This window comes from Pseudomonas sp. P5_B3, assembly GCF_056400405.1.
Genome location: NZ_JBFULI010000012.1, coordinates 41,042 through 66,242 on the forward strand (window position 1 = coordinate 41,042; position 25,201 = coordinate 66,242).

Annotated in this window: 20 protein-coding genes and 1 pseudogene; 5 read left to right on the plus strand and 16 right to left on the minus strand. The window is 55.9% G+C overall.

What is annotated here, in order from left to right; translation table 11 throughout:
- Positions 1-33 precede the first annotated feature (33 nt).
- Complete coding sequence (locus AC1DRN_RS10015) at positions 34-1,146, minus strand: FAD-dependent oxidoreductase (RefSeq protein ID WP_223457507.1); 1,113 nt, start codon at positions 1,144-1,146, stop codon at positions 34-36.
- Positions 1,147-1,646: 500 nt separating this feature from the next.
- Here AC1DRN_RS10015 and AC1DRN_RS10020 point away from each other — a divergent pair, with 500 nt between their 5' ends.
- Genes AC1DRN_RS10020 through AC1DRN_RS10030 form a run of 3 tightly spaced genes read left to right on the plus strand, consistent with a single transcriptional unit; the run spans position 1,647 to position 5,188 of the window.
- Positions 1,647-2,651: an ornithine cyclodeaminase family protein gene (locus AC1DRN_RS10020; RefSeq protein ID WP_223457505.1), complete on the plus strand. Its 1,005-nt coding sequence runs from the start codon at positions 1,647-1,649 to the stop codon at positions 2,649-2,651.
- A 46-nt stretch (positions 2,652-2,697) separates the two neighbouring features.
- On the plus strand, positions 2,698-3,708 hold the full coding sequence (locus tag AC1DRN_RS10025; protein WP_223457503.1) for a dihydrodipicolinate synthase family protein: 1,011 nt from the start codon (positions 2,698-2,700) through the stop codon (positions 3,706-3,708).
- Positions 3,709-3,736: 28 nt separating this feature from the next.
- Positions 3,737-5,188 carry an NAD-dependent succinate-semialdehyde dehydrogenase gene (locus AC1DRN_RS10030; protein WP_317850356.1) on the plus strand — a complete coding sequence of 484 codons (1,452 nt, stop codon included), beginning with the start codon at positions 3,737-3,739 and terminating at the stop codon, positions 5,186-5,188.
- A gap of 250 nt (positions 5,189-5,438) precedes the next feature.
- Here the strand turns inward: AC1DRN_RS10030 and AC1DRN_RS10035 are convergent, their stop codons facing one another.
- Genes AC1DRN_RS10035 through AC1DRN_RS10050 form a run of 4 tightly spaced genes read right to left on the minus strand, consistent with a single transcriptional unit; the run spans position 5,439 to position 9,279 of the window.
- Positions 5,439-6,335 carry a LysR substrate-binding domain-containing protein gene (locus AC1DRN_RS10035; protein ID WP_223457501.1) on the minus strand — a complete coding sequence of 299 codons (897 nt, stop codon included), beginning with the start codon at positions 6,333-6,335 and terminating at the stop codon, positions 5,439-5,441.
- Positions 6,332-7,258 (minus strand): alpha/beta hydrolase, encoded by a 927-nt coding sequence (locus tag AC1DRN_RS10040; RefSeq protein ID WP_457266054.1) that lies wholly within the window; start codon positions 7,256-7,258, stop codon positions 6,332-6,334. The genes AC1DRN_RS10035 and AC1DRN_RS10040 overlap by 4 nt, the downstream gene beginning before the upstream one ends.
- A 10-nt stretch (positions 7,259-7,268) precedes the next feature.
- On the minus strand, positions 7,269-8,225 hold the full coding sequence (locus tag AC1DRN_RS10045) for a PDR/VanB family oxidoreductase (RefSeq protein ID WP_223457498.1): 957 nt from the start codon (positions 8,223-8,225) through the stop codon (positions 7,269-7,271).
- Between the two features lies 1 nt (position 8,226).
- The gene (locus AC1DRN_RS10050; protein ID WP_223457497.1) at positions 8,227-9,279 is read right to left on the minus strand and encodes an aromatic ring-hydroxylating dioxygenase subunit alpha; all 1,053 of its coding nucleotides are present in this window, start codon (positions 9,277-9,279) and stop codon (positions 8,227-8,229) included.
- A gap of 103 nt (positions 9,280-9,382) precedes the next feature.
- Here AC1DRN_RS10050 and AC1DRN_RS10055 point away from each other — a divergent pair, with 103 nt between their 5' ends.
- Positions 9,383-10,297 carry a LysR family transcriptional regulator gene (locus AC1DRN_RS10055; protein WP_223457496.1) on the plus strand — a complete coding sequence of 305 codons (915 nt, stop codon included), beginning with the start codon at positions 9,383-9,385 and terminating at the stop codon, positions 10,295-10,297.
- Positions 10,298-10,589: 292 nt separating this feature from the next.
- Here AC1DRN_RS10055 and AC1DRN_RS10060 read toward each other — a convergent pair whose 3' ends face one another.
- The 10 genes from AC1DRN_RS10060 to AC1DRN_RS10105 all read right to left on the minus strand — a co-directional run bounded on the left by AC1DRN_RS10060 (position 10,590) and on the right by AC1DRN_RS10105 (position 23,484).
- Positions 10,590-11,771, minus strand: coding sequence for a hypothetical protein (locus AC1DRN_RS10060; RefSeq protein ID WP_150658880.1), 1,182 nt, complete (start codon positions 11,769-11,771; stop codon positions 10,590-10,592).
- 249 nt (positions 11,772-12,020) lie between these two features.
- Positions 12,021-13,259 carry a serine hydrolase domain-containing protein gene (locus AC1DRN_RS10065; protein WP_223457495.1) on the minus strand — a complete coding sequence of 413 codons (1,239 nt, stop codon included), beginning with the start codon at positions 13,257-13,259 and terminating at the stop codon, positions 12,021-12,023.
- A 6-nt stretch (positions 13,260-13,265) separates the two neighbouring features.
- Positions 13,266-14,222, minus strand: a complete 957-nt coding sequence (locus AC1DRN_RS10070; protein ID WP_159389621.1) for an ABC transporter ATP-binding protein — start codon at positions 14,220-14,222, stop codon at positions 13,266-13,268.
- Between the two features lie 24 nt (positions 14,223-14,246).
- Entirely contained in the window at positions 14,247-15,278 is a 1,032-nt protein-coding gene (locus AC1DRN_RS10075; RefSeq protein WP_223457494.1) for an ABC transporter ATP-binding protein, read from the minus strand.
- Positions 15,278-16,162 carry an ABC transporter permease gene (locus AC1DRN_RS10080; protein ID WP_223457493.1) on the minus strand — a complete coding sequence of 295 codons (885 nt, stop codon included), beginning with the start codon at positions 16,160-16,162 and terminating at the stop codon, positions 15,278-15,280. Before AC1DRN_RS10080 ends, AC1DRN_RS10075 begins: the two co-directional genes overlap by 1 nt.
- Positions 16,159-17,175: an ABC transporter permease gene (locus tag AC1DRN_RS10085; RefSeq protein ID WP_056723400.1), complete on the minus strand. Its 1,017-nt coding sequence runs from the start codon at positions 17,173-17,175 to the stop codon at positions 16,159-16,161. The genes AC1DRN_RS10080 and AC1DRN_RS10085 overlap by 4 nt, the downstream gene beginning before the upstream one ends.
- Before the next feature lie 178 nt (positions 17,176-17,353).
- Positions 17,354-18,898, minus strand: coding sequence for an ABC transporter substrate-binding protein (locus AC1DRN_RS10090; RefSeq protein ID WP_477786692.1), 1,545 nt, complete (start codon positions 18,896-18,898; stop codon positions 17,354-17,356).
- 222 nt (positions 18,899-19,120) lie between these two features.
- The gene (locus tag AC1DRN_RS10095; RefSeq protein WP_477786693.1) at positions 19,121-19,948 is read right to left on the minus strand and encodes a helix-turn-helix domain-containing protein; all 828 of its coding nucleotides are present in this window, start codon (positions 19,946-19,948) and stop codon (positions 19,121-19,123) included.
- Positions 19,949-20,444: 496 nt separating this feature from the next.
- Entirely contained in the window at positions 20,445-21,821 is a 1,377-nt protein-coding gene (locus AC1DRN_RS10100) for an aspartate aminotransferase family protein (RefSeq protein ID WP_223457489.1), read from the minus strand.
- 682 nt (positions 21,822-22,503) lie between these two features.
- Complete coding sequence (locus AC1DRN_RS10105; protein ID WP_223457487.1) at positions 22,504-23,484, minus strand: LysR substrate-binding domain-containing protein; 981 nt, start codon at positions 23,482-23,484, stop codon at positions 22,504-22,506.
- A gap of 113 nt (positions 23,485-23,597) precedes the next feature.
- Here AC1DRN_RS10105 and AC1DRN_RS10110 point away from each other — a divergent pair.
- Positions 23,598-23,840: pseudogene (locus AC1DRN_RS10110) on the plus strand (IS5/IS1182 family transposase); the annotation flags it as partial.
- 376 nt (positions 23,841-24,216) lie between these two features.
- Here the strand turns inward: AC1DRN_RS10110 and AC1DRN_RS10115 are convergent.
- The gene (locus tag AC1DRN_RS10115) at positions 24,217-25,155 is read right to left on the minus strand and encodes a LysR family transcriptional regulator (RefSeq protein ID WP_223457485.1); all 939 of its coding nucleotides are present in this window, start codon (positions 25,153-25,155) and stop codon (positions 24,217-24,219) included.
- Positions 25,156-25,201: the final 46 nt, after the last annotated feature.

Sequence of the window (25,201 nt, forward strand, 5' to 3'; positions counted from 1 at the left end):
GGACTTTTTGACAGATAACGTCAACCTGATGCTCTAGATAGGCTGTCCCAAATATTGATAGGTTTTCAGCAATAGAGCCGCCGACTTCTCCCTGTTTTTCAGCGGATCTTCCTGCTCATAGTGACAAAGTTGCAATGACGCGTCACAAATGGTTTTGCATCGTTCAAATCGGCGCTCGCTGTACATCGCCAGTGCCTCGTTAACAGATCGGGTCTTGGATACGCAGTCTGCAAGCACCACGGCATCTTCGATGGCCATGCCACCTCCAGACGTCATATGCGGTGTTGGTGAATGTGCAGCATCGCCGATGAGCACTACGCGGCCGCGGTACCAAGGCGCTGGTACCAGCGTGATATCCAGCGGACGGAAGATAACCTGCCTGGCATCAGTTACCTGTTCAAGCGCTTCCAGTACAGCCGGCGCGGTATATTCGGCAAGGCGTTCGCGAATCATCGCTTTCGCTTGATCCTCTGGTACGCGCAGAGGCTCCACGCTGTTCTCGAGATAAAACAGGTAGCAGCTGTCCTCCGATGTCGGGAAAGAGCCCACTGTTTTACCTGACGGGCTGCGGTACAAACAGAACCCATCAATCTGAGCCGGACGCGGCGCATTGAAACGCCACACACTCTGACCTGCGAAACGAGGTCTGCACTCAGCACCGAAAACCTGATCGCGGAGCTTGGAGTAGGCACCATCCGCAGCCACAACCAAGTCATAGGTAGCCTCGCGACCATCCGAGAATTTAACTTCGACGCAGTCCCCACGGTCGTCGAGATGTTCGATCGTCAACCCTTTATCTAGAACTGCCCCCGCCCCTTGCGCTGCCGACTCCAGGATTCGGGCAAGTTCTGGCCGACGGATGCCACAGCTGGGAGGTGCAGGATCCGAACGCAGGAGTTGACCTGAGGAATCGAATTGCCGAAACGCGTCGAATCGCATACCACTGTCGAGGCATGGCTCCGCCAATCCGATCATGTCCAATGCTCGGACCGTGTTGTGTAACAGGCAAATGCCCGACCCTGCCGAGGGAATCCCCGGCTTGATATCGATGCAGTGGACGTCCACTCCCGCTCTGCGCAGTGCATAAGCTGCGGTGGCACCGCCGATTCCACTGCCTACAATCAAAACGCGTTTAACCTGACTCATTCTTGTCTCCTCTCCGCTTCTTTGGCGGGTGGTAGCTGCGATCTAATGACACAGCCTGTTTGCCAGATCCGATACATCGAAATACGCCTCGGCAAGAGACATCCGCGACCGGGTATAGCCCTCGTATAGTCATCTGTGGCGAGCCTTCAGGCCTCGCACAGTACCGCTTCAAGTGCAGCGACGAACAAATCCACTGGGCAGGACCGTCCAGGCCTTCAACTACCCATCATCCCCGCTTCATGGCGCTCACCAGAAATCAGCGTTGCAAAAGACAAATCAAATCTATACGTTCCGTTTCGTTTTCGCAACCGTACCAAAGCAAACCAATCTTTAGGAAAGTAAGCCATTGACAATGGCAATCTCACCCAATAATACTTTGTGTACGCATCGTTTTGTTAGTGCTGCCTTTAGTTAAGTAACCATCCGTAGCCTGAGTGCGGCTTACGTAGGCCGCCTCGCCCTTTACTTCAACTGTCTCTGCCTTTTTCGGAGCTCAACGCATGACCGCCACTTCCCAGTCCCCCGTGTTCGTTTCAAGCGCTGCCGCGCAGGCCGTTTTCCGTTGGAAAGATGCGATCGCCGCGCTACAGACCGCTTACGGGCAACATTTGCCAGCCAGGGCTACTCCGCCCCGCACCGTTGCAAGCCTTGAAAAAACCTGGCTTCGCACCCTGCCGGCTATTCCGGCGGGCGGACGCTACTTCGGCGCCAAGCTGATGGGCTCGAACATGGGCGATGCGCCACCGGGAATCGAGTACGTCATCGTTCTGTTCGATCGGACGACCAATCGCATCGCCGCTTTCATTGACGCAAACCTGGTGACTGGATTTCGCACTGCAGCTACCTCGGCCGCGGCCCTTGACCGCCTCGCCCCACAGAGGCCTGCACGCCTTGCCGTCATAGGAAGTGGATTGGAGGCTTCGATGCACATCCGCGCCTTCGCCAGCGTCCGCGAACTGACCGAAATTGTCGTCTTCAGCCCGACTCCTGAACGACGCGAAGCATTTGCCGCATCGGCGACACGAGATCTCGGTGTACCCGCCCGGGGTGTTGGCTCAGCACAAGAAGCCGTGGAAGGCGCCGACATCGTGCTGACGGCAGCACGCTCGCGCGATGAAAAGCCGATTCTTTTTGGCGATTGGTTGAAGCCGGGCGCCACCGTCGTTTCGATCGGCTCGACCATCCCGGAGCAGCGTGAAATAGATGTTTCAGTCGTGGAGCGCAGCGACTTGATCATCTGCGACACCCTGGAAGAAGTGCTGGAAGAGACAGGAGACATGCTTGCCGCCCATGCCGCCGGGATCGAATTCCGCCAGAAGGCCTTCAGCCTGTCTGACCTGATGGGCGGCGCCTGCAGTGAACAGTTGAAGCAAGCCAAGGCCCCAATGTTCAAGTCAGTTGGCGGTGGTCTTCAAGACATCGTGGTGGCGGAACTCATCCTGACCAAGGCACTTGAAGCCGGGCTGGCAACACCATTGCCGATCGATTTTGAAACAAAGCGCTGAGCGAACAGCGACGACTATCACCCACCCTGACTGACAGGAGCCTTACATGGCCAATTACAATAAAAAGGACGCTCGAGACTGGGCCCGCGAGAAACTCGTTGGGGTCGCCAACGTTACGATTCCGACAATGACCTCCGACTTCAAGCGCATCAATGAGAAAGCCATTCGCCACGACGTAGAACTGGCAATCAAGCACGGTTTCGTCGGGTCGTTGTCCTGCTCGGAGGTAGCCATTACCCAAGAGCAATACGGTGAGTTCTGTCAAATCATGGCCGATCAAGCAGCCGGCCGTCTCGTGATCGTTCACCACGCGGTGTTCAACACGCTGGAAGATAACATTGAGGCAGTCAAGCGAGCCGAAGCTGCCGGCGCCGACCTTGTGCTGCTTGGCTATCCTCCGTACTTCTATCCGAAGTCCTATGACGAAGTATTCGAGTACACCAAGGCGATCTGCGCCGCGACGAACCTGGGCGTAATAATCTTCCCGCTGCCCGCCTGGGGTTTCAGCCGCTTGCACCCTGCCGACATTCCGCTGGCGGTGCTGCGTCGAATGGTCGACGAGATCCCCAACGTCGTTGCAATCAAAGCCGAAGGCGGACTGCCTTACATCATGTCGGCGATCGAAGTTCACCGCGAGTTCCATGAGGAAGTCGTTATCTCATCTCCGCTTGAGTATGAGTACGTGCCTTTGGCACAGGTGATGGACATCCCTTTCTGTGGAACTAACTACTCCTCTTACTACGGCCCATTGCTTCCACAGATCCACAAGTTGATCCGCGCGGGCAACTACGATGAGGCAACTCAGCTCTGGTACAAAATGGATCCGGCACGCAAAGCGTTTGCAAGCCTGCCAATGGCGGCAAACGGACTTCTCAATCGCATGATGTGGAAATACCAAGGCTGGTTGCAGGGTTACAACGGCGGTCCTATGCCCCACCCTACCCAACGCGTGTACCAACGCGACATGGCGGTGTTACGTAAAGGACTAGAAGCGGCTGGATTGAACCCGACCACTGACCTCGATGAAGCCTTCTTCATCGGTCGTAACTCCATCTGAGGTCTGCCCCATGAATAGCACCGCAACCTTGAATCTGAAAGACCCCGACCTGCTGCGTCAGGCGATGTTGATCGACGGCGAATGGGTCCAGGCAGAGAGTGGCCAGACAATCGAGGTCCGCAATCCAGCCACCGGTGAATTGGTGGCGCGCGTACCAAACGGTGGAGAGTCCGAGACTCGGCGCGCAATCGCAGCGGCCGAACGCGCCATGCGGGGATGGCGCAAGACGCTGCCAAAGGAGCGTGCAAAGGTCCTCCGTAAGCTCTATGAGCTTATGCTTGAAAACATCGAGGACCTGGCGGTCATCCTGACGGCCGAACAGGGTAAGCCCTTGGTGGAATCCCGTGGCGAAATCCTTTACGCCGCAAGCTTCATCGAATGGTTCGGGGAAGAAGCGAAGCGTGTGAATGGCGACATCATTCCGCAGAATGTGGACGGTCGACGCATTCTCGTGCAGAAAGCCCCTATCGGCGTGTTTGCAGCCATCACACCGTGGAACTTCCCCTCCGCGATGATTACACGCAAAGCCGGCCCGGGCTGGGCGGTTGGTTGCGCAGGCGTCATCAAGCCGGCCAGTCAGACACCGCTCTCGGCACTGGCTCTGGCCGTACTCGCCGAGCGCGCCGGTCTGCCTCGGGGTGTATGCAACGTCGTCACAGGCTCGGCCCGCGCAATCGGCGGGGAGCTCACAGCGAACCCGGTCGTTCGCAAGTTGTCCTTCACAGGTTCGACCGAAGTGGGATCGCTGCTGCTGGCCCAGTGCGCTCCGACTATCAAGAAGGCGAGCATGGAACTGGGCGGTAACGCGCCGTTCATCGTCTTTGACGATGCTGATATCGATGCCGCAGTGAAGGGTGCACTTGCCGCCAAGTACCGCAACACAGGCCAGGCTTGTGTTGCCGCCAACCGCATGCTCGTGCAATCGGGTGTCTACGATCAATTCGCGAAGAAGCTCGCGGATGCCGCCGCTGCGCTCAGGGTCGGTAATGGCATGCATGACGGGGTGGTACTGGGTCCGCTCATCAATGAGGATGCAGTGCAAAAGGTCGAAGAGCACATTGCCGATGCGGTGGAAAAAGGGGCACGCATTGCCACCGGGGGCAAACGCCATGATTTGGGTGGTAGTTACTTCGAGCCAACGGTGCTCACCGATGTGCCACGCGATGCACTCATCTTCAACGATGAAACCTTCGGCCCTGTCGCTCCCCTCTTCCGCTTCGATACTGAGGACGAGGCAATTGCGATGGCCAACGACACACCGTTTGGCTTGGCTGCCTATGTGTACGCACGTGACGTCGGCCTGATCTTTCGTGTCGTCGACAATCTTGAGTTCGGCATGGTGGGCGTCAACGAGGGGATGATCTCCACAGAAGTTGCACCGTTTGGTGGAGTGAAAACCTCCGGACTTGGCCGTGAAGGCTCAAAATACGGTATCGACGACTACCTGGAAATCAAGTACGTCGCGCTGGGCGGCTTATAAGCCAGCGATAGTGGGTGAGGTGGTGCATGTTTGTAAAACATGCGCCCCCCACCTACACGCATTAATTACAGAGCTGTAAATTTTTGCTAAATGGACCAACTGACAAGACGTATCACTGGGCTCCACAGCCCTCAAGTCAGCCCTCATCTCGCTCTGCGAGATCGACACAAGTTAGGCATCTCATGCCACAGCCAAAAGCGTGCACTCACCAGGCAATATGATGAGATGCTGGCGTGTAATGACATCCAGATCAGTAATTGAAGTCATGACCCAACTCCTTCTGCATCCACTCCAGGAATCTTCTGACCCGTGGGAAGTTTGCATGCGCTCTCGGGAAAACCAGGTGGTGTGCAGTGATTGTCGCACTCAACTCCGGCGCTACCTCGACCAACGCTCCACGCGCTAGATAATCCTGCGCGAGCAGTGTGCTTTCCAAGGCGAATCCAAGCCCGTGGCTGGCTGCCTCCAGCGTCATATAGGAACGGTCAAAACTCAGGCTGTAAGGCTTTTCTGGGCGCGACAGACCATGTTGAGCAAACAACTGTGGCCACTTTATCAGCGTCGCCTCCGACAGAATCAGGTTGCAGTCCAGCAAATCCGCAACGGCACAGATGGGGCGTTTTTCCAGTAGTTTGGGTGACGCCATAACCGCGATTTTTTCATTGCGCACGGTGCGCACCTCGAAACTTGGCCAGTTGGGCATGCCGTGGCGGATGTCCACATCGATCTTGTCGCGACTGAAGTGCAGCGATTCGTAGGAGCACGAGAGGTTGAGCTGAATATCCGGATGGCTCTGACGAAACTGCTCTAGTCGAGGCATCAACCACAACAGGCCGAAACTGGGCGACGAGTGCAGTCGCAGGCAATCGAGGCTGACATCGCTGGTGGCCCGTTCGGTGGCCACCCCAAAAGCCCTCAGCCCTGAGAGCACCACTCCTTGCGCAACTTGCGACGCTGCACGACCACCATCAGCCAAAAGCGCATCCCGATAGGCCAGCCCGTGATCCCTCAGTGGATCAGTCTTCGCCACGGCAATGAATGCGGGTGCCAATCCGCGGAAATCCTTCGCCTCTAATGGCATGGCACATGGATCCAGGCGGTCTTCCTGATTCGGTAGAGCAAAGCAATCGCCTGCAACGACAGTCAACCGCCAACGGACTTTTTCCGTACCAGCACCCTGTTTATGAAATTGACGGCAGCGGCGAGTGCTTCACGACCCTCAGAAAGAGCCGGCGCATACGCCTGCCAGACATGAAACATACCGGGCCATACCTCCAGTCTGGTGTCCACACCCGCTGATCCGGCGTTTCTCGCCAGACGTACCGCGTCGTCAAGAAGGATTTCACACTCCCCCACTTGAATCATTAGCGGCGGCAAACCGTCCAGGTCAGCCTCCAGGATAAAAGAAGCAGCCTCGACTTGCTCTCCCAGGTAGGCGTCAGCACAGGCTTGCAACTTCTGGGGTGTAAGAAAGCAGTCCACAGCAGCCTTGGCATGGAGGCTTTCTCCGGTGAGAGCCAGATCCACCCAGGGAGAAAACAGCACGACGCAACCCGGCATTTCCATGCCCATGGTCCGGGCCTGAATCAGAGCGGCCATGATGAGTTGGGCTCCCGCCGAATCCCCCACCAATGCGATATCGTCTGCATCTTCGCTGTTCGCGAGCAACGCCGCATACGCAGTCAGAACATCTTGCTGGGCAGCAGGGTATGCATGTTCAGGCGTTAGTCGATAATCAACGACATAAGCCGTGGAAGATGTACCAGCAGCAAGCGTACCGGCGATCCCCTCAAAACCTTCAGCGCTGCCCACCATGAATCCACCTCCGTGGACATAGAGCAGAGAGCGCCGGGAATCCACGCAGGTTACCGTCCGTACAGGCACTCCACCGAGCGTCGACGCCGTGGAGCGGCAATAAGGCGGAGCCGAAAAACGCTTGCACAATTGGTCAAAACCAATGCGAGCCTGCTGCAGCGACCCAGGAGTATTTTCTCTACGAGAGCGAAGCTCATCCCGGATAGCATTCAGTTCGCAAACACTCATTCTTGCCTCCCAGATAAAGCGTGACATGCAGTGTCAGTCAAATATCAAGCACCAGCCTTGGGGACTTGGCACGTGAAACACACTGCAGAATGACCGCATTGGAAGCACGCTCCTCATCGCTGAGGACATAGTCCCTATGATCAATCTCACCGGCTAGTACCCGGCATTCACAAGTACGGCAAAGCCCCTCCCGGCAGGAAAAAGGCACCATTATCCCCGCCTCTTCGAGTGCATCGAGAAGGCTGGTATCAGCTGGCACGGTTAGTTCCATGCCACTACGAGCAAGTTCCACCACGAAGCTTTTGTTCTGTTGTTTTTCAGGAGCACTCGACTGAGGTGCGCTGAACAACTCGAAATGCACCTGGCCGGAAGGCAGGTAAGCCTGTGCGACATCCCGTACCGCATTCATGAGGGGCGCCGGTCCACAGCAATAGAGGTGGTCCGTTGAACTTGCTTGACGAGTAAACGCCTGCAGATCGGGACGACCGGCAGTTTCGTCATCCGAGTGAAACACTAATTTTCCGCCACGAGGAAGATGCTCGATGTAAGCAGCCCGGGACCGGGAGCGGACGCAGTAGAGAAGTTGCCACGGCTTGTCATTCGCATCGCACCAACGAATCATGCTGAGAATCGGCGTAATGCCGATACCGCCGGCGATAAACAAATAAGTGCTTGCGTTGCGTTCCAGCGGGAAGTTATTGCGAACCGCACTAATTTCGAGCAGGTCGCCGACTCGCAGGTGTGCATGAATGAACGCTGAGCCACCCCGTGACGGCTCAGACAATCCGACCCCAATTGAGTAACTTCCGTCCGAGGGATCGTACCGGTGAACGGAGTACTGCCTGATCAAACCATTTGGCAGGCGAACATCAATGTGCGAGCCCGCGTCGGCCACAGGAAGAGGTTGACCGTCCAAGGCCAGCAAGCGGACATCCATAATGGCGTCAGCAGCTTTCACGATCGCCATCACTCGAACGCGGTTCCAGTCGCTCATCTCAGACCTCCTGGATCTTGACGGGATTACTTACCGCCTGCTCAGCCTTATAAGCATTCGCCACTAGCCACCTGAAATACGAAAGAGCAGTATCAGCTCCGATCGGAATCATTTTGAAATCGGAGGTCAGCTTCAACATGCGATCTTGCGCATGAATCATATCGCTGTCTTCCTGGAACGCTGTGACGACCTGGTCGTGGATTGCCAACGTCACCTCGGGGTCATCAATGGCGAAATTATGAGGCTGCGAAAAGAAGTAGTGCGTGGATTCGTCCGTTTCCGGAGTCAGTGCCTGAGTGCTACGGAACTCTGCCGCATTGACGCGATTTCCCGCCTTGGCATTTTGCCCAGTGGGCTGCATCCCCGAATCCATCAGGAAGATGCTCGGCAGCAGGAAGTCGTAGACATTCCAACGATCAACAGGCCCCGGATAATTCTTGATCTTCTGCACAAAAGGTGCCGGCTTAATACCTTCACCCCAACGCGTTACTCGTACGCCGTTTTCCAGCTTTTCGACCTGAGGTATACAGGCCGCATACGCCTCGTCACCGCCCAGAGTGTTCGGATGAACATAGGGCAAATGTGCGAGGTCAAGCAGGTTGTCAGCGATCAGCAGGTAGTTGGTGGTGTAATAGGTGTAACCCTCCAGGCTTCGCCACTCGGGGTGATCCAGCCAATGTGTATCAGGGATCAGGGACGGATCCGCCAGGCTGGCATCACCCACCCAGATCCAGATCCACTTGTGCTTCTCCACAACTGGGAATGTGCGCACCTTAGCCTGCGGAGGAATGCGCTCTTGTCCGGGTATTTCGACGCAGCGCCCCGTCGTATCAAATAGAAGACCATGGTACATACACCGAAGCTGATCGCCTTCCAGGCGCCCTTTCGATAGTGGAGCGCCTCGGTGACAGCAACGGTCTTCGAAAGCCACCATTTTTCCGGTGGTATCACGCCATAGCGCTACTGGCACGTTAAGAATCGTTCTTGCGAGAAGCTCGTCGACCGGAATCTCACTCGACCAAGCAGCTACATACCAAGCGTTACGAAGAAGCATGACGTCGACCTCATTTCTTGTTTTTGTTTTTGAAACTTTCCTTGCTGACGCCATGCTAGAGGCGGATCATGTATGCGCATAGATCATGGAGCTAATACAGATCATGCACGCCATTCATGGTAAGAAATTCGACTTGAACCTGCTGCTCGCGTTCGACGCGCTTCTGCGAGAACGCAATGTATCTCGAGCAGCAGAGCATCTTGGCTTGACGCAGAGCGCCATGAGCCATGCACTACGACGTCTACGGGAGTTTTATGAAGACCCCCTCTTCGTCCGTATTGGCGATGCGATGAAGCCGACGCCTTTCGCAGAGGAGATGGGGGATTCAGTTCTGGAGATCGTATCCGCCGTACAGCACAAGCTGTTGGCGCAGGCCAGTTTCACCCCTATGTCTTCCACCAGGGTCTTCAGCCTTTGTATGACGGATATGGGCGAGTTGGTATTTTTGCCCCGGCTGATTTCAGAGCTTCAGAAAGTGGCCCCCCATTGCCGAATACGAACGTCGCAGCTACCCACCGAGCATATAGCGAACTCACTGGAGAGAGGTGATACAGACCTGGCTATAGGGTCACACTACATCCAGGACCCTAACCTTTTTCAACAAGAACTGTTTACGCACTCTTTTTGCTCTATCGTCAGTTGCACGTACCCTGGCAACGAAGTTAGCCTTGAACAATTCCTTGGCATGAAACATGTTTCCGTCGTACTTTCAGACAGAAGTACACGCTACGACCAATTCATCGACGAACTGGGTCATCAACGACAAATTTACCTTACAACTCCACACTTTATAACGGTCCCGATGATACTGGAGAAAAACCCGAATCTAATTGCAACCGTGCCCAGTGAACTGGGGAAAACGTTCCTACGCTACAACGCGGTCAAGGTAATAAAAACCCCGATTAAGTCCCCCAGCTTGCACCTGCGACAGTATTGGCACCCGCGCCATCATCATGATCCCGGAAATATATGGCTTCGCCAGTTGGTCAAGCTTCTTTTCGACAGGTATATGAGTTGAGGGGCGTGATATTGGCGCAATCTAATCATCCCCTCACTTCAATGATTGCGATAATTTACGAGGATAAAACTACTCTTAGTGAATAGGGAAAATGACGAAATTTCACCGATATGATTTTAGAATTGATCGCTAACTAACTATGTGGGCCTATCTGATTCAGCCGACAGGGGCTGAAGCAAGTTTTGTTTGGGGTATGCGCGAGCGGGCTCGCTCCCCACAGATTATGCGCTAAACCTGTGAGAGCGAGCCCGCTCGCGAAGAGGACGTTAGGGCTGCCGCCAAAAAATCCGGATCAGAAGTAATAACCGATGTTCATGTACAACTGGTTTTCCCACTGGTTACTACCACCAGCCCCCAGACTCTGGGTGAGGCTGCCGCCACCGATGACCGGATCATTCTTGCCGTACAACCATTCCGTGGCGATCCACAGTTTGCTGAGGGAGAACGAGGTGCCGAAAATCATCCGTTGCGAGGTTTTGAAATCGTCGGCGGATTTATCGAAGGCGCTGTAGTTGGCGTACAGCTTCACACCGCTGATCTGATCGAACAGGTACTTGCCGCTGACGTCGTAGCTCACATCCGCCACGTACAAGTTGCCGCGACTGGCGACGTTGAAGGTGCCGTCGTAACCGCCGAAAGTCACCAGTTCATCGGTGCCGGGGTTGCGCGGGGACATCTGCTGTCGCGCGGCTTGCAGTTGCACGCCCCACGGACCGTTTTTGCCGATGTAGTGCACCGCCATGGCATTGCGCCGGCCATCGTTGTTGGTGTCGCGGTTCTCCAGGGACGAGGTCAGGCCGGAGATCCCGACTTCGGACTTCCACGGCCCCAGGTCCAGCGCCTTGGCCACCCGCAGGACCACTGTGTTGCGTTCCTGGTTGTTACTGCCGTCGGTGACATAGCTGTCCGCTTCGGAGACCACGGTGGAGTAGGTTTCACCGTTGCTGGTGCCTTTGCCCTGCCAGGCCGGGCGCAGGTAATAACCGGCCTGAACATTCCAGTCGCCGCTTTGCTGGATGTACTTGGCACCGACTTCTTCGATGTCTTCCAGTCCTATGACGCTGCCCAGGGTTTGATAGAACGTGCTGCCGAAGTACGGCTGCAAACCGAACGGCAGCTGGTTCAGGCCGACCTGGACCTGCTGGTCGGGGTTGAACTTGTAGCCGATCCACGCCAACTCGGCGAACTGGACGTCACCGACATTATTTGTGTACTTGTAAGGGTAGGCTCGACCGTAGAAACGGTACTTGGCTTCGCCAATCCAGGTGTCGGAGTTGTACTTGGCGCTGAGGATCGCGGTGTCGAAGTTGAACGTCTGGATGTCGCGATCCGGGTCATAGTCCCAACGCGCCCGGACGGCACCACCGAGATCAAGGTTATCGGTAACCTGGATCGCCATCGCAGGGCTGGAAAGGGCGCCCAATAGCGCCAGTGGGGTCAATGAGCGCAAGGCCCGGGTTGTATTCAAGTTCATGGTCGCTCCGTCTCTTCTCTAGGTCTTATTTTTGGCAACAGCTATCCCGGCCACGGCAAAAGCGCGGTCTGGATAAAAGGGGTAAGGCCCGCCAGGACGAAGGCTGTTAACAGCGTCCAGGTGCGGGCCGGGAGGGTCAGCCGCCGGCGGCCTGCAGGGTCTGGGTGTAGCTATGCAGAGCCTGTATATGGCACCTCTTCATTAAGGCTGGGAGGTGTCTGACAAGCCGCGGTCATTCATACTCCCGCGTCAGCTGCGTTGCAGTTCTTCAACTACTGCCGCACAGGCACGGAAGGTATTCAACGTCCACTCTGGATTGATAAAGTCCGGCCAACTGGAAAGTTTTACGATTGCCACTTCAGAGGCTGGATCCCAATAGATACTCTGCCCAAATACTCCGCGCGCCGAGTAGGTACCTAGTTCACTGTCCAATACCCAGCACTGATTACTGTATGCCGCGCCAGGAAAGCTCTTGACGTAAAAGCCATAGAGAACTTCAAAAGCCGGTGTGGAACCACGGCCGCATTCACGCACAAACTCCTCTGGAACAATCTGCTGGCCGTTGAAACGCCCCCCCTGCAGATACATTTGGGCAAAGCGCCCCAGATCACGCAGCGTGGCGCTCATCCCGCCATCGGCCAATGCAGTTCCAACGCTATCGAGGGTGATATTCGCGTCTTGCTCTGCCCCCAGTCTTGACCAGATTTCCCGGCTCAGTAAAACGGGCAGCCGCTCGCCGCAAGCCCGCTCACAAACCCAGGCCAACATGTCGGTATCCACTGAGCGGTACTCAAAGTACTGGCCATGCTCACGGTCCTTACTCAGCGACTTCAACAAACCATAAATGCTGTCAGGTGACTCTCGCTCTCCCCGTTCACGCCAACCCGAGGCGATATCCAACTGAATGAATTCAGCATCAGGATCGGTGTAGTCCTCCCTGAATCTCACTCCCGTGCGCATATCCAGCAGATCCTGTACCCGAGCGTCGCCATAACCGCTTGCCGAAAGCTCGGGCACATAGTCGCTGACACGCGCTTGGGGATCGATTCTGCCCTGGCCGATCAATCTGCCGACCAGGCTACCGACGACGGTCTTGGATACCGATTGCAACAGATGCAACGTGTGCGGCTGCATACCGTTGAAATACTGCTCCGAAACCACCTTGCCTTGATGAAGCACCAAAAAACCATCGGTGTAGCTATCGGTCAAGAAGGTCGCCAGATCGGTTTGTCCGCCATCGACCCGCTGGAAACGTACGTCGTCCAGTGAGCGTTCGTTGCGCTCGAGTTCGGTGACCGGCTCGGGACTGCGATGAATAGCGGCCACCGGAAACAACTGGCTGATGTGCTGAAACGACCAGCGGTTATAGGGCGGACTGTCCCAATTATGCAGGCCGACTTGCTTTTCCCGGGGCGGCGGATAGCCCTGCATCAAACTTAGGTCCTGATAACCAATGCCGGGAGCGGTCATGTCTTTTTTATTGTACATAGGGGTTCAGCTCTCATCGTTCAGAGGGTGGTGGCAAGAAAAGCGGTGGCCGTGATCCTGGGTCTCGGCTGGCACCTCTCGGCGACAACGCTCACTGGCCCGCGGGCAACGGGGCGCGAAGTGGCACCCGGCAGGCCGGTTCAAGGGGCTGGGGATCTCGCCACTCAGGATTTGCAACTGGTCACGGCGCTCCGGGTCGATGGAGGGCACTGAATTGAGCAGCGCACGAGTGTAGGGATGACGCGGTCGGCCGAACACCTGTTCCACAGGCCCGGCCTCGACGATGCGCCCCAAGTACATCACCAGCACCTGCTGCGCCAGATACTCGACCGTCGCAAGGTCGTGGCTGATAAACAGGTAGCTCAGGCCATTGTCGGTCTGCAGCGTCTTGAGCAGTTGCAGCACCTGGGCCTGGACCGACACGTCGAGCGCTGCCGTAGGCTCATCGAGGATCAGCAGTTTTGACTCCAGCGCCAGGGCCCGGGCGATAGCGATACGCTGCAACTGACCACCGGAGAATTCATGGGGATAGCGTTCCATGTGCTCCTCGCCCATCCCTACATTTCCCAGCAGCGTGAGAATGCGCGCGTGCAAGGCGCTACCGCGCAAACCAAAGGCAACCTTCAGCGGCTCGGCAACAATCGCCTTGATCGTCATTTTCGGGTTCAGCGAGGCGTACGGGTTCTGGAACACCATACTCAAGCTCCTGCCCCGCGCCCTGGCATCAGTGGGCAGCGGCCGACCTTCGACCAGAATTTGCCCACTATCGGCTGGCAGCAGACCGAGCAAGGTCGCGGCCACCGTACTTTTGCCACAACCGGATTCCCCCACCAGCGCGACCGTCTCACCGACCTGCACCTCCAGGCTGATGTGGTCAATGGCGGTCACCAGGCCATCGCGGCTGGCGTAGGTCTTGTGCAACTGATTGACGCTCAACAGTGCGGGCTGTTTGTTGTTATTCATAGCCGTTTACCTTTCAAAGAAGCCTCACACCTTGACCAATATGTTGTGGCAAGCTGCCCAGTGCTCCTTGCCGATGACAACCCTCGGCGCAGCGTGATTGCAGCGTCCGGTGGCGCGTTCACAACGTGGGTTGAAGGCACAGCCAGCCGGGGGAGCCGCCATGTTCGGCACCTGCCCCGGGATGAAGCCCAGGGGCTGGGGTCCCTGCCCCAACTTGGGCACGGTGCCCATCAACTTCAGGGTGTAGGGGTGTGCAGGTCGCTTGAACACCTCGCCCACCGGACCGCTCTCCACCACTTCGCCGGCATACATCACCGCCACCCGGTCACAGAGCGAAGCCACTACCCCCAGGTTGTGGGTGATAAACAGAATCGCCAGGTCCTGCTCCCGTGCCAGTTTGCGCAGCAGGGCGATAATCTGCGCCTGCACTGTGACGTCCAGCGCCGTGGTCGGCTCATCGGCGATCAGCAGTTTTGGCCGACAGGCCAGCGCCATCGCAATCACCACTCGCTGCAACTGACCGCCAGACATCTGGTGCGGGTACTTGGCTAGCGCTAGAGAGGGGTCGGGCATGCTCACCGCTTCCAGCGAGCTCAGCGCCTCGGCGCGGATTTCTGCCTTACTCAGTTGCCGATGGCAGCCGATGACATCGATCATCTGCCGCCCGACGGTGAAGAACGGGTTGAGCGCCTTCATCGGATTCTGGAAGATCATCGCCGCGCCACCGCCACGCAAAACCGCCAGCTGCGACGCCGACGCGCCGTTGACCTGCTGTCCGGCGACCCTGACACTGCCTCCCAGCCGAGCGGCCTCAGGCATCAATCCAAGGCAGGACATGGCCGTCATTGACTTGCCCGAGCCCGACTCCCCCACCAACCCGAGGATCTCGCCGCGCCTTATCTTAAGGTCGATGCCGCGTACGGCCTGTACGGTCTTGAACAAACCAGGGAAGGACACCGTCAGCCCTTCCACTTCCAGCACCAGGTCTTGAGCTGCGTCGTTATTCGCAGCGGCGAGACGCTCAATAGTCGAATACTGCAAGGATTCGTCGATCATCAGCGCATCCCCTTCTTTGGATCAAGCACATCGCGCAGCCCGTCACCTACCAGGTTGACGGCCAGCACCAGGACAAAAATCGCCACTCCGGGAAACAGCACCGTCCAGGGATTCTCAAGTAACTGCGAGCGCGACGCCGCGGCCATCAGCCCCCATTCGATCATGGGCGGTTTGGCCCCCAGCCCGATAAAGCTCAGCGAGGCAGCGGCGAGAATGGTGTAACCAAAGTCCATGGAGCCCTGCACGATCACAGGCGTGGTGGCATTGGGCAGTACATGGCGAAGCAAGATACGGCAGTGACTGACGCCCATGGAACGGGCGGCATGGATATAGGTTTCTGAACGAACCCGTACTACCGCACCGCGCATGATCCTCGCGTACCAGGGAAACCAAGAGACAGCGAGCGCTAACATGGCGTTGGCCAATCCCGATCCCAGCGCAGCGGTGATAGCGATCGGCAACAACAGCGGCGGAAAGGCCAGAAACACATCTGAGAAACGCATCAGCAGCGTATCAACTCGACCACCGAAGTAACCGGAAACAAGCCCAATCGGAATCCCGATCAGCATCGCAATCAGAGTCACGCTCACTCCGATGATCAGCGAGGTGCGTGCGCCATAAAGCACCCGTGAAAGAATGTCGCGACCAAACTCGTCGGTGCCCATCCAGTGTGCCCAGTTGGGTGCCAGCAATTTCTGGGAAAAGACAATTTTGTTCGGTTCATAAGGTGCAAGCCAGGGAGCGAAGACTGCCGCCAGGATGATCAGCAGCAATAACAGCGCGCCGAATACAAACAACTTGTTATCGCTGGCAAACGCCAAGGCCTTGATACGCCATGATGGGGCTCGCGAGGACATGGACAGGGATACGTCTTGGATACTCATTGGACTCGCAACCTCGGATCAACAAGGTGATACAAGAGATCAACGATCAGGTTGATCGACAGATACGTCGTGGCCAGCACCAGGGTGGCTCCCATCACGGCGGGGAAATCATTCTGGGCAATCGAAAACACCACGAAGCCGCCCAGGCCGGGCCAGTCGAAAACGAACTCAACCACTACCGCACCACCGAGCAGGTAACCGAAGGTCAGGCCCACCACTGTCAGGAGCGGAATCATTGTCGCCTTCAGGGCATAGGCGTAATGGATACGCCACTTGGGTACACCGTAAGAAACGGCCGTACGGATGTACTCCTCGGATAGCACCTCCACCATCATGTTGCGGGTGATCCGGGTGACAGTGGCCAAGGTCACGATGACCAGGGTGAGCACGGGTAGCGTCAGGTGTTTGATGGCGCTCCACAGTGCTACGAAATTACCGGCCAGCAGAGTGTCGATCAGGTAAAAGCCTGTCACACGCTCAAAAGGGCTATCGAGAAGAATGGAAGCATCGATACGTCCTTGCAGGGGCAGCCAGTTGAGCTTGCCGTAGAACAGTAACTGCAAGCCCATGGCCAGGATGAAAACTGGAAACGCCGTCCCGGCGATGGACCCCGCTCGTGCCGCATTGTCGACCACTGAGTTCTGCCGCGCCGCTGAGATGACACCGATCGGCACCCCTAGCACCACCACCCAGAACATCGCCAGGAATGTCAGTTCAAAAGTCGCACCAACCCGCCTGACCACTTCCTCCACCACCGGCCGCCCGGTGCGCAGACTAGTGCCAAAATCACCTCGGAGAAGATCACCGATGTAATTGAAGTATTGGATCGGCAGAGGCTTATCCAACCCCAGTTTTTCCCGTGCGACGGCAATCTGCTCCACCGTGGGGTGGTTTCCCAGCATCATTTCTACCGGGGAACCCGGAAGAGCTCGGCTCAGAACGAAGGTGATGGTCAACACTCCCAAAAGAATGAAGAACATCACTATCAATCGCTGAGCTATATACTTCGCCATTTGGAATACCCCTTGTGGCTAAAAAACTTGACCCTGACTTCTTACGCCCTACATAAAAACCCCAAAAGTGGATTAACCCTTGAGGGAATGACCAGGCAAATTAACTAACTGCCTGGTTATCGATTTACATGGCAAATCAGGTATTACACGTACCACTTCATCAAGGACGACTCAGCATTCAGCGATTCAGGTTGTAGTAGAGAATCGCCTCATAAGCAGGATTCAGGCTCTTTTCCATACCCTTGATGTCTTTGCGGGAGACGCRTATCTGCTGCACGTCGGCGTACCAGATCGCAGGAGCGTCCTTGGCCAGTAGCTGCTGGGCCTGCACGTACTTTTCAGTGGACTTGGCCCGATCACTGCCTTCTAACGCCGCCGCCTCTTCGATCAACTGATCAAAGTTTGAGTTGCTGTAGTGAGACAGATTGAATAGCGTGGTTTTCTCTGTATGGAACTCACTGAAAAGCCAATCGCTGGGTGTCGGATACGTCGGCCACCAAGCCATAGATTGCATGTTGGGAGCGGTATCCAGCTTCTTTGCCTTATCCCAGATCACACCCCACTCGCCGGGGAGTAACTCCACCTCAAGGCCAACCTGAGACGCCGTCGCCTGGAATAGTTCTGCAGCGTTTGCATAGATGCCACTGATGTACTGCATCGAGACCTTCCAGTCCTGCTTAGGTACACCGGAGGCTTCCAACAATTGCCGGGCTTTATCCAGATCGTAAGAGGCCATAGGCACGCTGGCATGCCCCCAGATACTGGTGGGCAAAGGCCCCTTGGGAACACTGCCGTAGCCATGCAAAATATCTTTGGTGACACTTTCATAGTCCCAGAGGTACTGCAGCGCCTGACGAAATGCCAGGTTGTTCGTAGGGTACTTCTGGGTATTGATCAAAAATTGGAAATTCTTCCACGAAGGCGCGGTGCTCACCTTGATGGAGGGGTCCTCTCCCAACACCTTGAGCTGATCAAGAGGGATATCCCAGGCGACACCGGCCTCGCCATTTTTAATCATCTGGGTACGGGTGGAGGCTTCGGACACGACCTTCACGATGACCCGATCAAACTGCCCTTCTTTCCAACCTCCCCAGTAGCCATCGAAACGCTCAAGCACCACTTGCTGGCCCGGTTCGACCTGCCCAAGCTTATAGGGACCGGTACCGATGGCGTTGGGAGCCATCATCCAGTCATGCCCTTTCTCCACCGCCGCCGGGGCAATGATGTAAGCGGCATACTGACCTGCCGCGATCAGATTGGCTGGAGTGGGACTCTTAAACTTGAGCACTACCGTATCGTCAGCGAGGGCCTCGACGGTATCCAGACCGTTCCATACAAATGCAGCGCCCTGTTTCAGCTGCTTGACGTAATCAATGGACTTTTTGACGGCTGCGGCATTAAAGGCCGAACCATCATGAAATTTAACGCCGTGCCGCAGCTTGAAGGTCCAGGTCTTGCCGTTGTCGCTGCTTTCCCAGGACGTGGCGAGCCCGGGGGAAAACTCCTCAGCACTGCCTGGCGCGTTATATACCACTAGTGTCTCGTAGATATTGCCCAGCACCCGCACTTCCTCCGAAAAAGCCGAGGCCGGATCCCAATCCTTGAAAGAGGCTCGATCAGCAACAACCAACGTATTGTTTGCCGCATACACCAAACCACTGGTCAATGGCGCAGTAATGGACAGCGCCATCAACCCCGCCATCAATGTTCTTTTGAATTTCATAGGTGTTCCTTTTATTTTTATGGTGGGCGCAGCGGATCACTTGTAGAAACAGGCACTCATTCAACTGGAATGAATGATGTGATTGGCCGTTAACGAAACTGACATTTGAGTGGTGTATGGCATTATCGATCTGTCGCACAGCCAGCTCAATTTCGCGAGCACGAAGAAAAAAACGCCAGGTGACGCCCAGAAGCGTCACCTAGCGTCAATTTTTAGAAAAGACTAAAACAGCGGAGGGACGAGGTTGAACTCACCTTCTGATGGATGTACCAGCAGCCGCGACCTCACCTCGTCGGGAATCTCAGGGGCATCAATCGGAAAAYAGCTGCAACTGGTGAGAGCGTTACGCAGGTCGATCGACTCGCCTAGGTGCTCAAATACGATATGGGCACCAAAAGGACGGCGGAAATTGTCACCCGAAACGCCGAGTACCAAGCCGTTGAGAAAACGGAAACGACTGCGGTAGGAGGGATAAAGCGCTGACCAGATATAGCCCCGGGACGAGAGGTACTCGCGCTCGACGATGTAAATCAGATCCGATGAGGCAAAGCAGAACCCACGATATTTATTGATGCCGAAACTGTTCAGTTGGTCATCGCCCAGCCTCATCCGCTCGTAGGTTTTACTCAGGATCTTTTCGCCGGAGCGGGTCAAGCGGGTAATCGACTTGATCACCTCCCCCGGCGCGGCAGGCGACATCAAATAGACAAAGTAGTAACCCTGGTACTTCGACAACTCCTGCGCGGAGCTCGGGAAAAAATCGGCTGGTACCGCACTGTCCGGCTCTCGCGCCGTGCGTTGCCTGTTGAGCAGAGCGCGGAAGGATTCATGCTCGGAGAATATTTCCTCCTCATCCACCCCAAAAAAAGTGCAGATCTTGCGCAGGGTAAAGGACGAGGGAGTCGCTTGCGCCCCCAAGTATTTGTTGAACTGCTGGCGGTTGATATCAAGGGAGCGGCACACCTTCGCCACCGACTTATAATATCCGCAGAGAAGGCGCAAGTTTTGACTGAAGTCTTGCATCGACTGAGATGAACTGGAACTGACCATAAAGAGTATTCCTAACGCCAGAATTGACAACATGCTGAACTAATCGTCGCTTGGGGTCACGGCTTCAAAAGCTCAGTGCAAGACAGTGCCTGAAAGTGGCGCAGAAGCTCGGCATTGCCAACCCGTGATCGACGCGAGCATTGAGCCCGACCATAGCGACTAGGTGAGGAAATATTCAACAAATACAAAAGCTTATCCAGCGATTCCTGACCCATCGGCAGAATTAACATCGGCTGCATATTTGTAATTCGCGCCTATTGCTACCCAAGATGTCACCGCTGTGGTCTTCATTAACACCACCGGTGCAGGCGAGGCCGGGGCAGGCACCAACGAAAAAGCCCCGAATAATCAGGGCTCTAACATATATATGTCGTGGCATTTTCCGTGAATACTACAACGGGCTTGCCTGTAAGCCATTTAGCAGGCCCGCTGCCTACTCTCACAGAATCGTCCGCGATACGACGCCAAACCTATCAAAGTCGAGCCGTACCCGTACTCAATGCCCCTGCGCCAGCCACCGCTGTGTATCCTCCAACGCCTTGCTGAAACAGTTGATGATCAGGTCGACTTCTTCCGCTGTAGTGACCAGGGGTGGGCAGAACGCAATGCTGTCACCAATGTTGCGGACAATCATGCCGTGCTCTTGGCAGCGAGCATTGAAATAACTACCGACCCGGCGAAGCGGCTCGAACCGGGTTTTCTCCGATTTATCTGCGACCAGCTCAACGGCGGCAATGAAGCCGACACCTCGGATTTCCCCGATTAACGGGTGGTCAGCATATTGCGAAAGGCCAGCTCGCAGTCGCGCCCCCATTTCGGCCGCGTGTTCTACCAGGTGTCGCTCTTCAATCAACTTGATGTTCTCCAGCGCCACTGCCGCAGCCACTGGGTGCCCGCTCGCGGTGAAGCCGTGTCCAAAGGTCCCGATGGTCGAACTTTGCCCCGCGATCTCCTGATAAATCCGTTCGTTGATCAACACTGCTGCAAGCGGTTGATATGACGAGGTCAACTGTTTAGACAGCACCATAATGTCTGGCTCGATGCCGAACGTAGTCGAGCCGAACATGTTGCCAGTGCGGCCAAATCCACAGACGACCTCGTCTGCTACCAACAAAATATCGTACTTGCGGCAAACCGCCTGGATCTTTTGCCAGTAGCCGCGCGGAGGAACAATAACCCCACCGGCCGCCATCAAAGGTTCGCCGATGAACGCAGCCACTGTATCGGGCCCTTCGCGTTGGATGAGGGTTTCGAGCCCTTTTGCAAGACGATCCGAAAATGCCTCCTCCGACTCGCCGGGTTCGCCGAAACGATAGTGATGCGGGCACATTGCATGCGCTATGTCCATCATAGGCAGGTCGAAAGCACGATGATTGTTCGGCAAGCCAGTTAGGCTCGCCGCAGCGACGGTCACGCCATGGTAGGCTCCGATGCGGGATATCACCTTTTTCTTCAGCGGCAGGCCACGGGCGTTATTGTAGTAACGAACCATTTTCACCACCGTGTCGTTGGCCTCAGAACCGGAGTTGGTAAAGAAAACCTTGCTCATCGGCACCGGCGCCAGCGAGATGAGCTTCTCCGCGAGATCCACGGCAGGCTGATGCGTTTTGTGAGTAAAGGTGTGGTAGAAAGGTAGCTTACGCATCTGCGTCATGGCCGCCTCGACCAGTCGCACCTCGCTGAAGCCAAGTGCCGCACTCCACAGGCCCGACATGGCTTCGATATAGCGACGCCCCTCGGTGTCATAGACGAAAACCCCATCCCCGCGCTCAATTGCCAACGGACCGACACCTTCGTGCATCCGCGCATCGGTATAGCTATGAAGGTGATGGGCTATATCCCTCGCGTACAGTGTGTCAGTGGTATTGGACATGGGTGTCTCCAAGAAAGAAAGTGACGACCCCGCTCACCTTAATAGCAACTTGGCGGGGGTCTGGATTTAAGTTTTGGCTGGGAAATTAGTCCGAAACACAGTCGTTCCAGACTAGCTTGCGGCACTTGGTTATAACGCGGTTATGGCATGAGAATCGCTGTGCTCTAACGTGGTTTTCCCCTTCGCTGTTTTTGACATTCAGCCCGCGCCCACTCATTTGAGAGCTGAGTTTGATACAGTTTCTCCTGCTCAGACAGGCACTTTATTACTTCCTCAGTGGTGACTTCATGTCACCACTCCATAGCTAGTACGGAGGCATTCCTCCCCCATGACCTTCGTACATTCCGAACGGATCGTTATCCAGAGCAAATCACCATAAACGGCAAGTCTTTGCCACAAACAGCGAAACTAGCGGACAGCGCCCCCCCAAGCCGATTGTCGAAGGTCATTCGCCAGTCATTCGCAACGGGTCCGTTTGTGATGGGCGCGTGCATAGCATGTTGGTGAATGAGCGCGATTGCGACAATAACTGGGAGATACTTTTGTGAATGGACGAAACTTTGACGAGCCAGCGTCAATGGCAGGAGGAACTTGCGCGCATGTGTTCAGCGCAAGACAAGTTTAAGGCTATCCGAACTGCATCTACTCAGGTATTAAACTGAACTTCCACCTGACGGCGAAATTATTCTTCAGCGGAGCCGGGTTGATTTATCACACCAGCTGATTGGCCACCCGTCGTCTCCGCGATAGACTGCTGCATCCAAGCGCGGAAGCGCGCCAATGTCACTTCATTCCAACGCTCACGCGGTCCAACTAAATAATATCCTCCGAGCCGAACATCGGTTCCAAGCAACTCGACGAGCCGCCCGGTGCGGAGATCATCAGCGGCAATCAGGCGTGTCGCGAGTGCGATTCCCTGCCCTGTTACGGCCGCGTCGACCGTAAGATTGGCTGACCAGAGCCGCGGCCCGTTCAACACTACTTCATGCCCATAGCCAGCCTGATGGAACCATTGTCGCCATTGATCGCGGCTTTCCTCATGTATCAACGGCTGATTCACGAGATCGTCAAGAGTGCGGATGGGTGCGTTCTTGCTGATCCAGTCCGGGCTAGCGACCGGGAAAATCCGTGGCCTTTCCAGCAAAATCCAGCGAGCATTCCCCTTCGGCGCCTCCAAATAGCGGATATCGACATCGGCGTCGTAATGCGTGAAATCGGGCTCTAGATCGGTGGCGCGCATGACGAAATCGATGCCGGGCAGCGCAAGTTGGAGCTGGTTGAAACGCGGCGCCAGCCAGCGCGTTGCGAGACCAGGGACACACCAGATTCGTAAAACCGAGCGGCTTACCGCCGGACGCAATTCCGCCGTCGATTTGGCGATCATGTCGAAAGCCATTCCCACAGTCTCGGCAAAAAGCCTGCCTTCCGTAGTCAGCCGAATGCCTCGTGGTCCAGCATCCACAAGTCGCGTGCCAAGCCAGGATTCAAGATTTCGCACATGTCGGGAAACGACCGTATGACCGACATTGAGATCATCCGCAGCCTTGCGCATCGAGCCGAGCCGGCTCACTGCCTCAAAGGCGCGCACCATTGAAAGCGGTGGTAGACGTCCGCGTTTGGCGCCACTTTCTGGCTCCTCTTCTGGCGATTTGGCGTTGCGCAAACATGCCTCCTTGAAAGTGAGTATTTCCACAAGTTTAAACGTCATAATGCCGAAAACCCTTCTTGTGTGAAATCAAATCTGGGGCTTGTATCACGAAGACTGACGCACAGTGGTCTATGACGAAGCGCCCATCGCTGACGGATCCTCAAGCCCTCTGAACCGAAGCTCCAGGTGGCTCGGCGTTCTACGCCTGTTCCACGAACTATCCGATCGATACCAAGCACGGCGTCATCGTGGGTGTGGAACCCACACCGGCTCATTGGACAGCCGAGATCGAGAGCACCAAGGCCATGATCGACCGCGTCGAAACGCAGTTCGACATCAAGCCGGAACGCCTGATTGGCGCCACCGCATATCGCAGCCAAAAGGCTAATCGGGATAATTTGTTAATTGCTCTGATCACTCTGCTACTGGTGTGGGTAAACCGGCAGGTCAGCGTCGAAACTTCCGCAGACCGAAACGCCAACGATCGCGGGCGCGGCGACTTGCAGGCATTTACTCACTCCCTCGAAGCAAGATTTCGCGATCATTTGACCATCGAGCAGTACGCGGTGGATGTCGGCATTAGTGCTGCCTATCTCAATGCGCTATGCCGCAAGCTGGTGGGCAATCAGCCTTGCAAATGATCAACGAAAGGTTGGTGCTGGAGGCTAAGTGCAGCCTGGTGTACACGATGATGACGATCAACCTGTTGACGCCGACAGACTGCACTCCTTTGGCAAAATCCTCCCATCAGGCAGGATGGACATTGTCAGCCGAACGCTGCTCCCATGGCGGACAAGGTGACCATGCCTCTACAAGCTTATCGATGAAGAGGCGTATCTTGGGGGACAGGTGTCGCTTGCTGGGGTAGATCACCCGGATAGGCTCTGCTGCCTCGACATACTCTGCAAGCAGTTGAACGAGCTTGCCGCTGCGTAGCTCATCGTTAACCACGTAGGACGGAAGCGTCGCAATTCCCAAGCCTGCGATAGTTGCTTGATGCAACGCTTCAGCGCTGTCCATCTGCAGCCGCCCAGCATGAGTGACCGAAACAGGCTGACCTTTCACACGGAAATTCCAGGGAAGCAATCTCCCCCCACTCACGAAATGCAGGCACTCGTGCGCGGACAGATCTTCGGGTGTTTGAGGCTTTGGATGCTCAGCCAGATACTTGGGCGAAACACAGGTGATCATTTGCTGATAAGCCACCGTGCGCGTGAGCAATCGAGAGTCCTCCTTGGGAGGGCCAATGCGCATGGCTAAGTCGAACCCCTCATCGATCAGGTCTACCAGCCTGTCCGAGAACGTGACGTCGATGCTGAGCGAGGGCCAATCTTTCAAACAGCATTCGATGTGATGAAGAACGTGAAGCCTGCCCAAGGCAACTGGCAGGCTCATCCGCAATCTCCCACTAGGTGTCGAACGACGAAACGCGAGCGCGTCCTCAACATCGTCGAGATCCTGTAAGACCCCAACACATCGCTCATACAGAACCTGACCGTCATCCGTCATGCTCAGGCTGCGGGTTGTGCGGTTGAGTAAACGCACCCGCAATCGGGTCTCTAGCCTGACAATCGACTTACCCACTGCCGAACGGGTAAGACCTAGTTGCTTGGCCGCAGCAGTGAAGCTTCCAGCATTTACGGAGCTTACGAAAGCGGCGATGTCGTTCAGGTTATGAATTTCCATACGACCTCAGCTTCTCACAATGGTGGGGGCGCCTTTGCACCCGTTA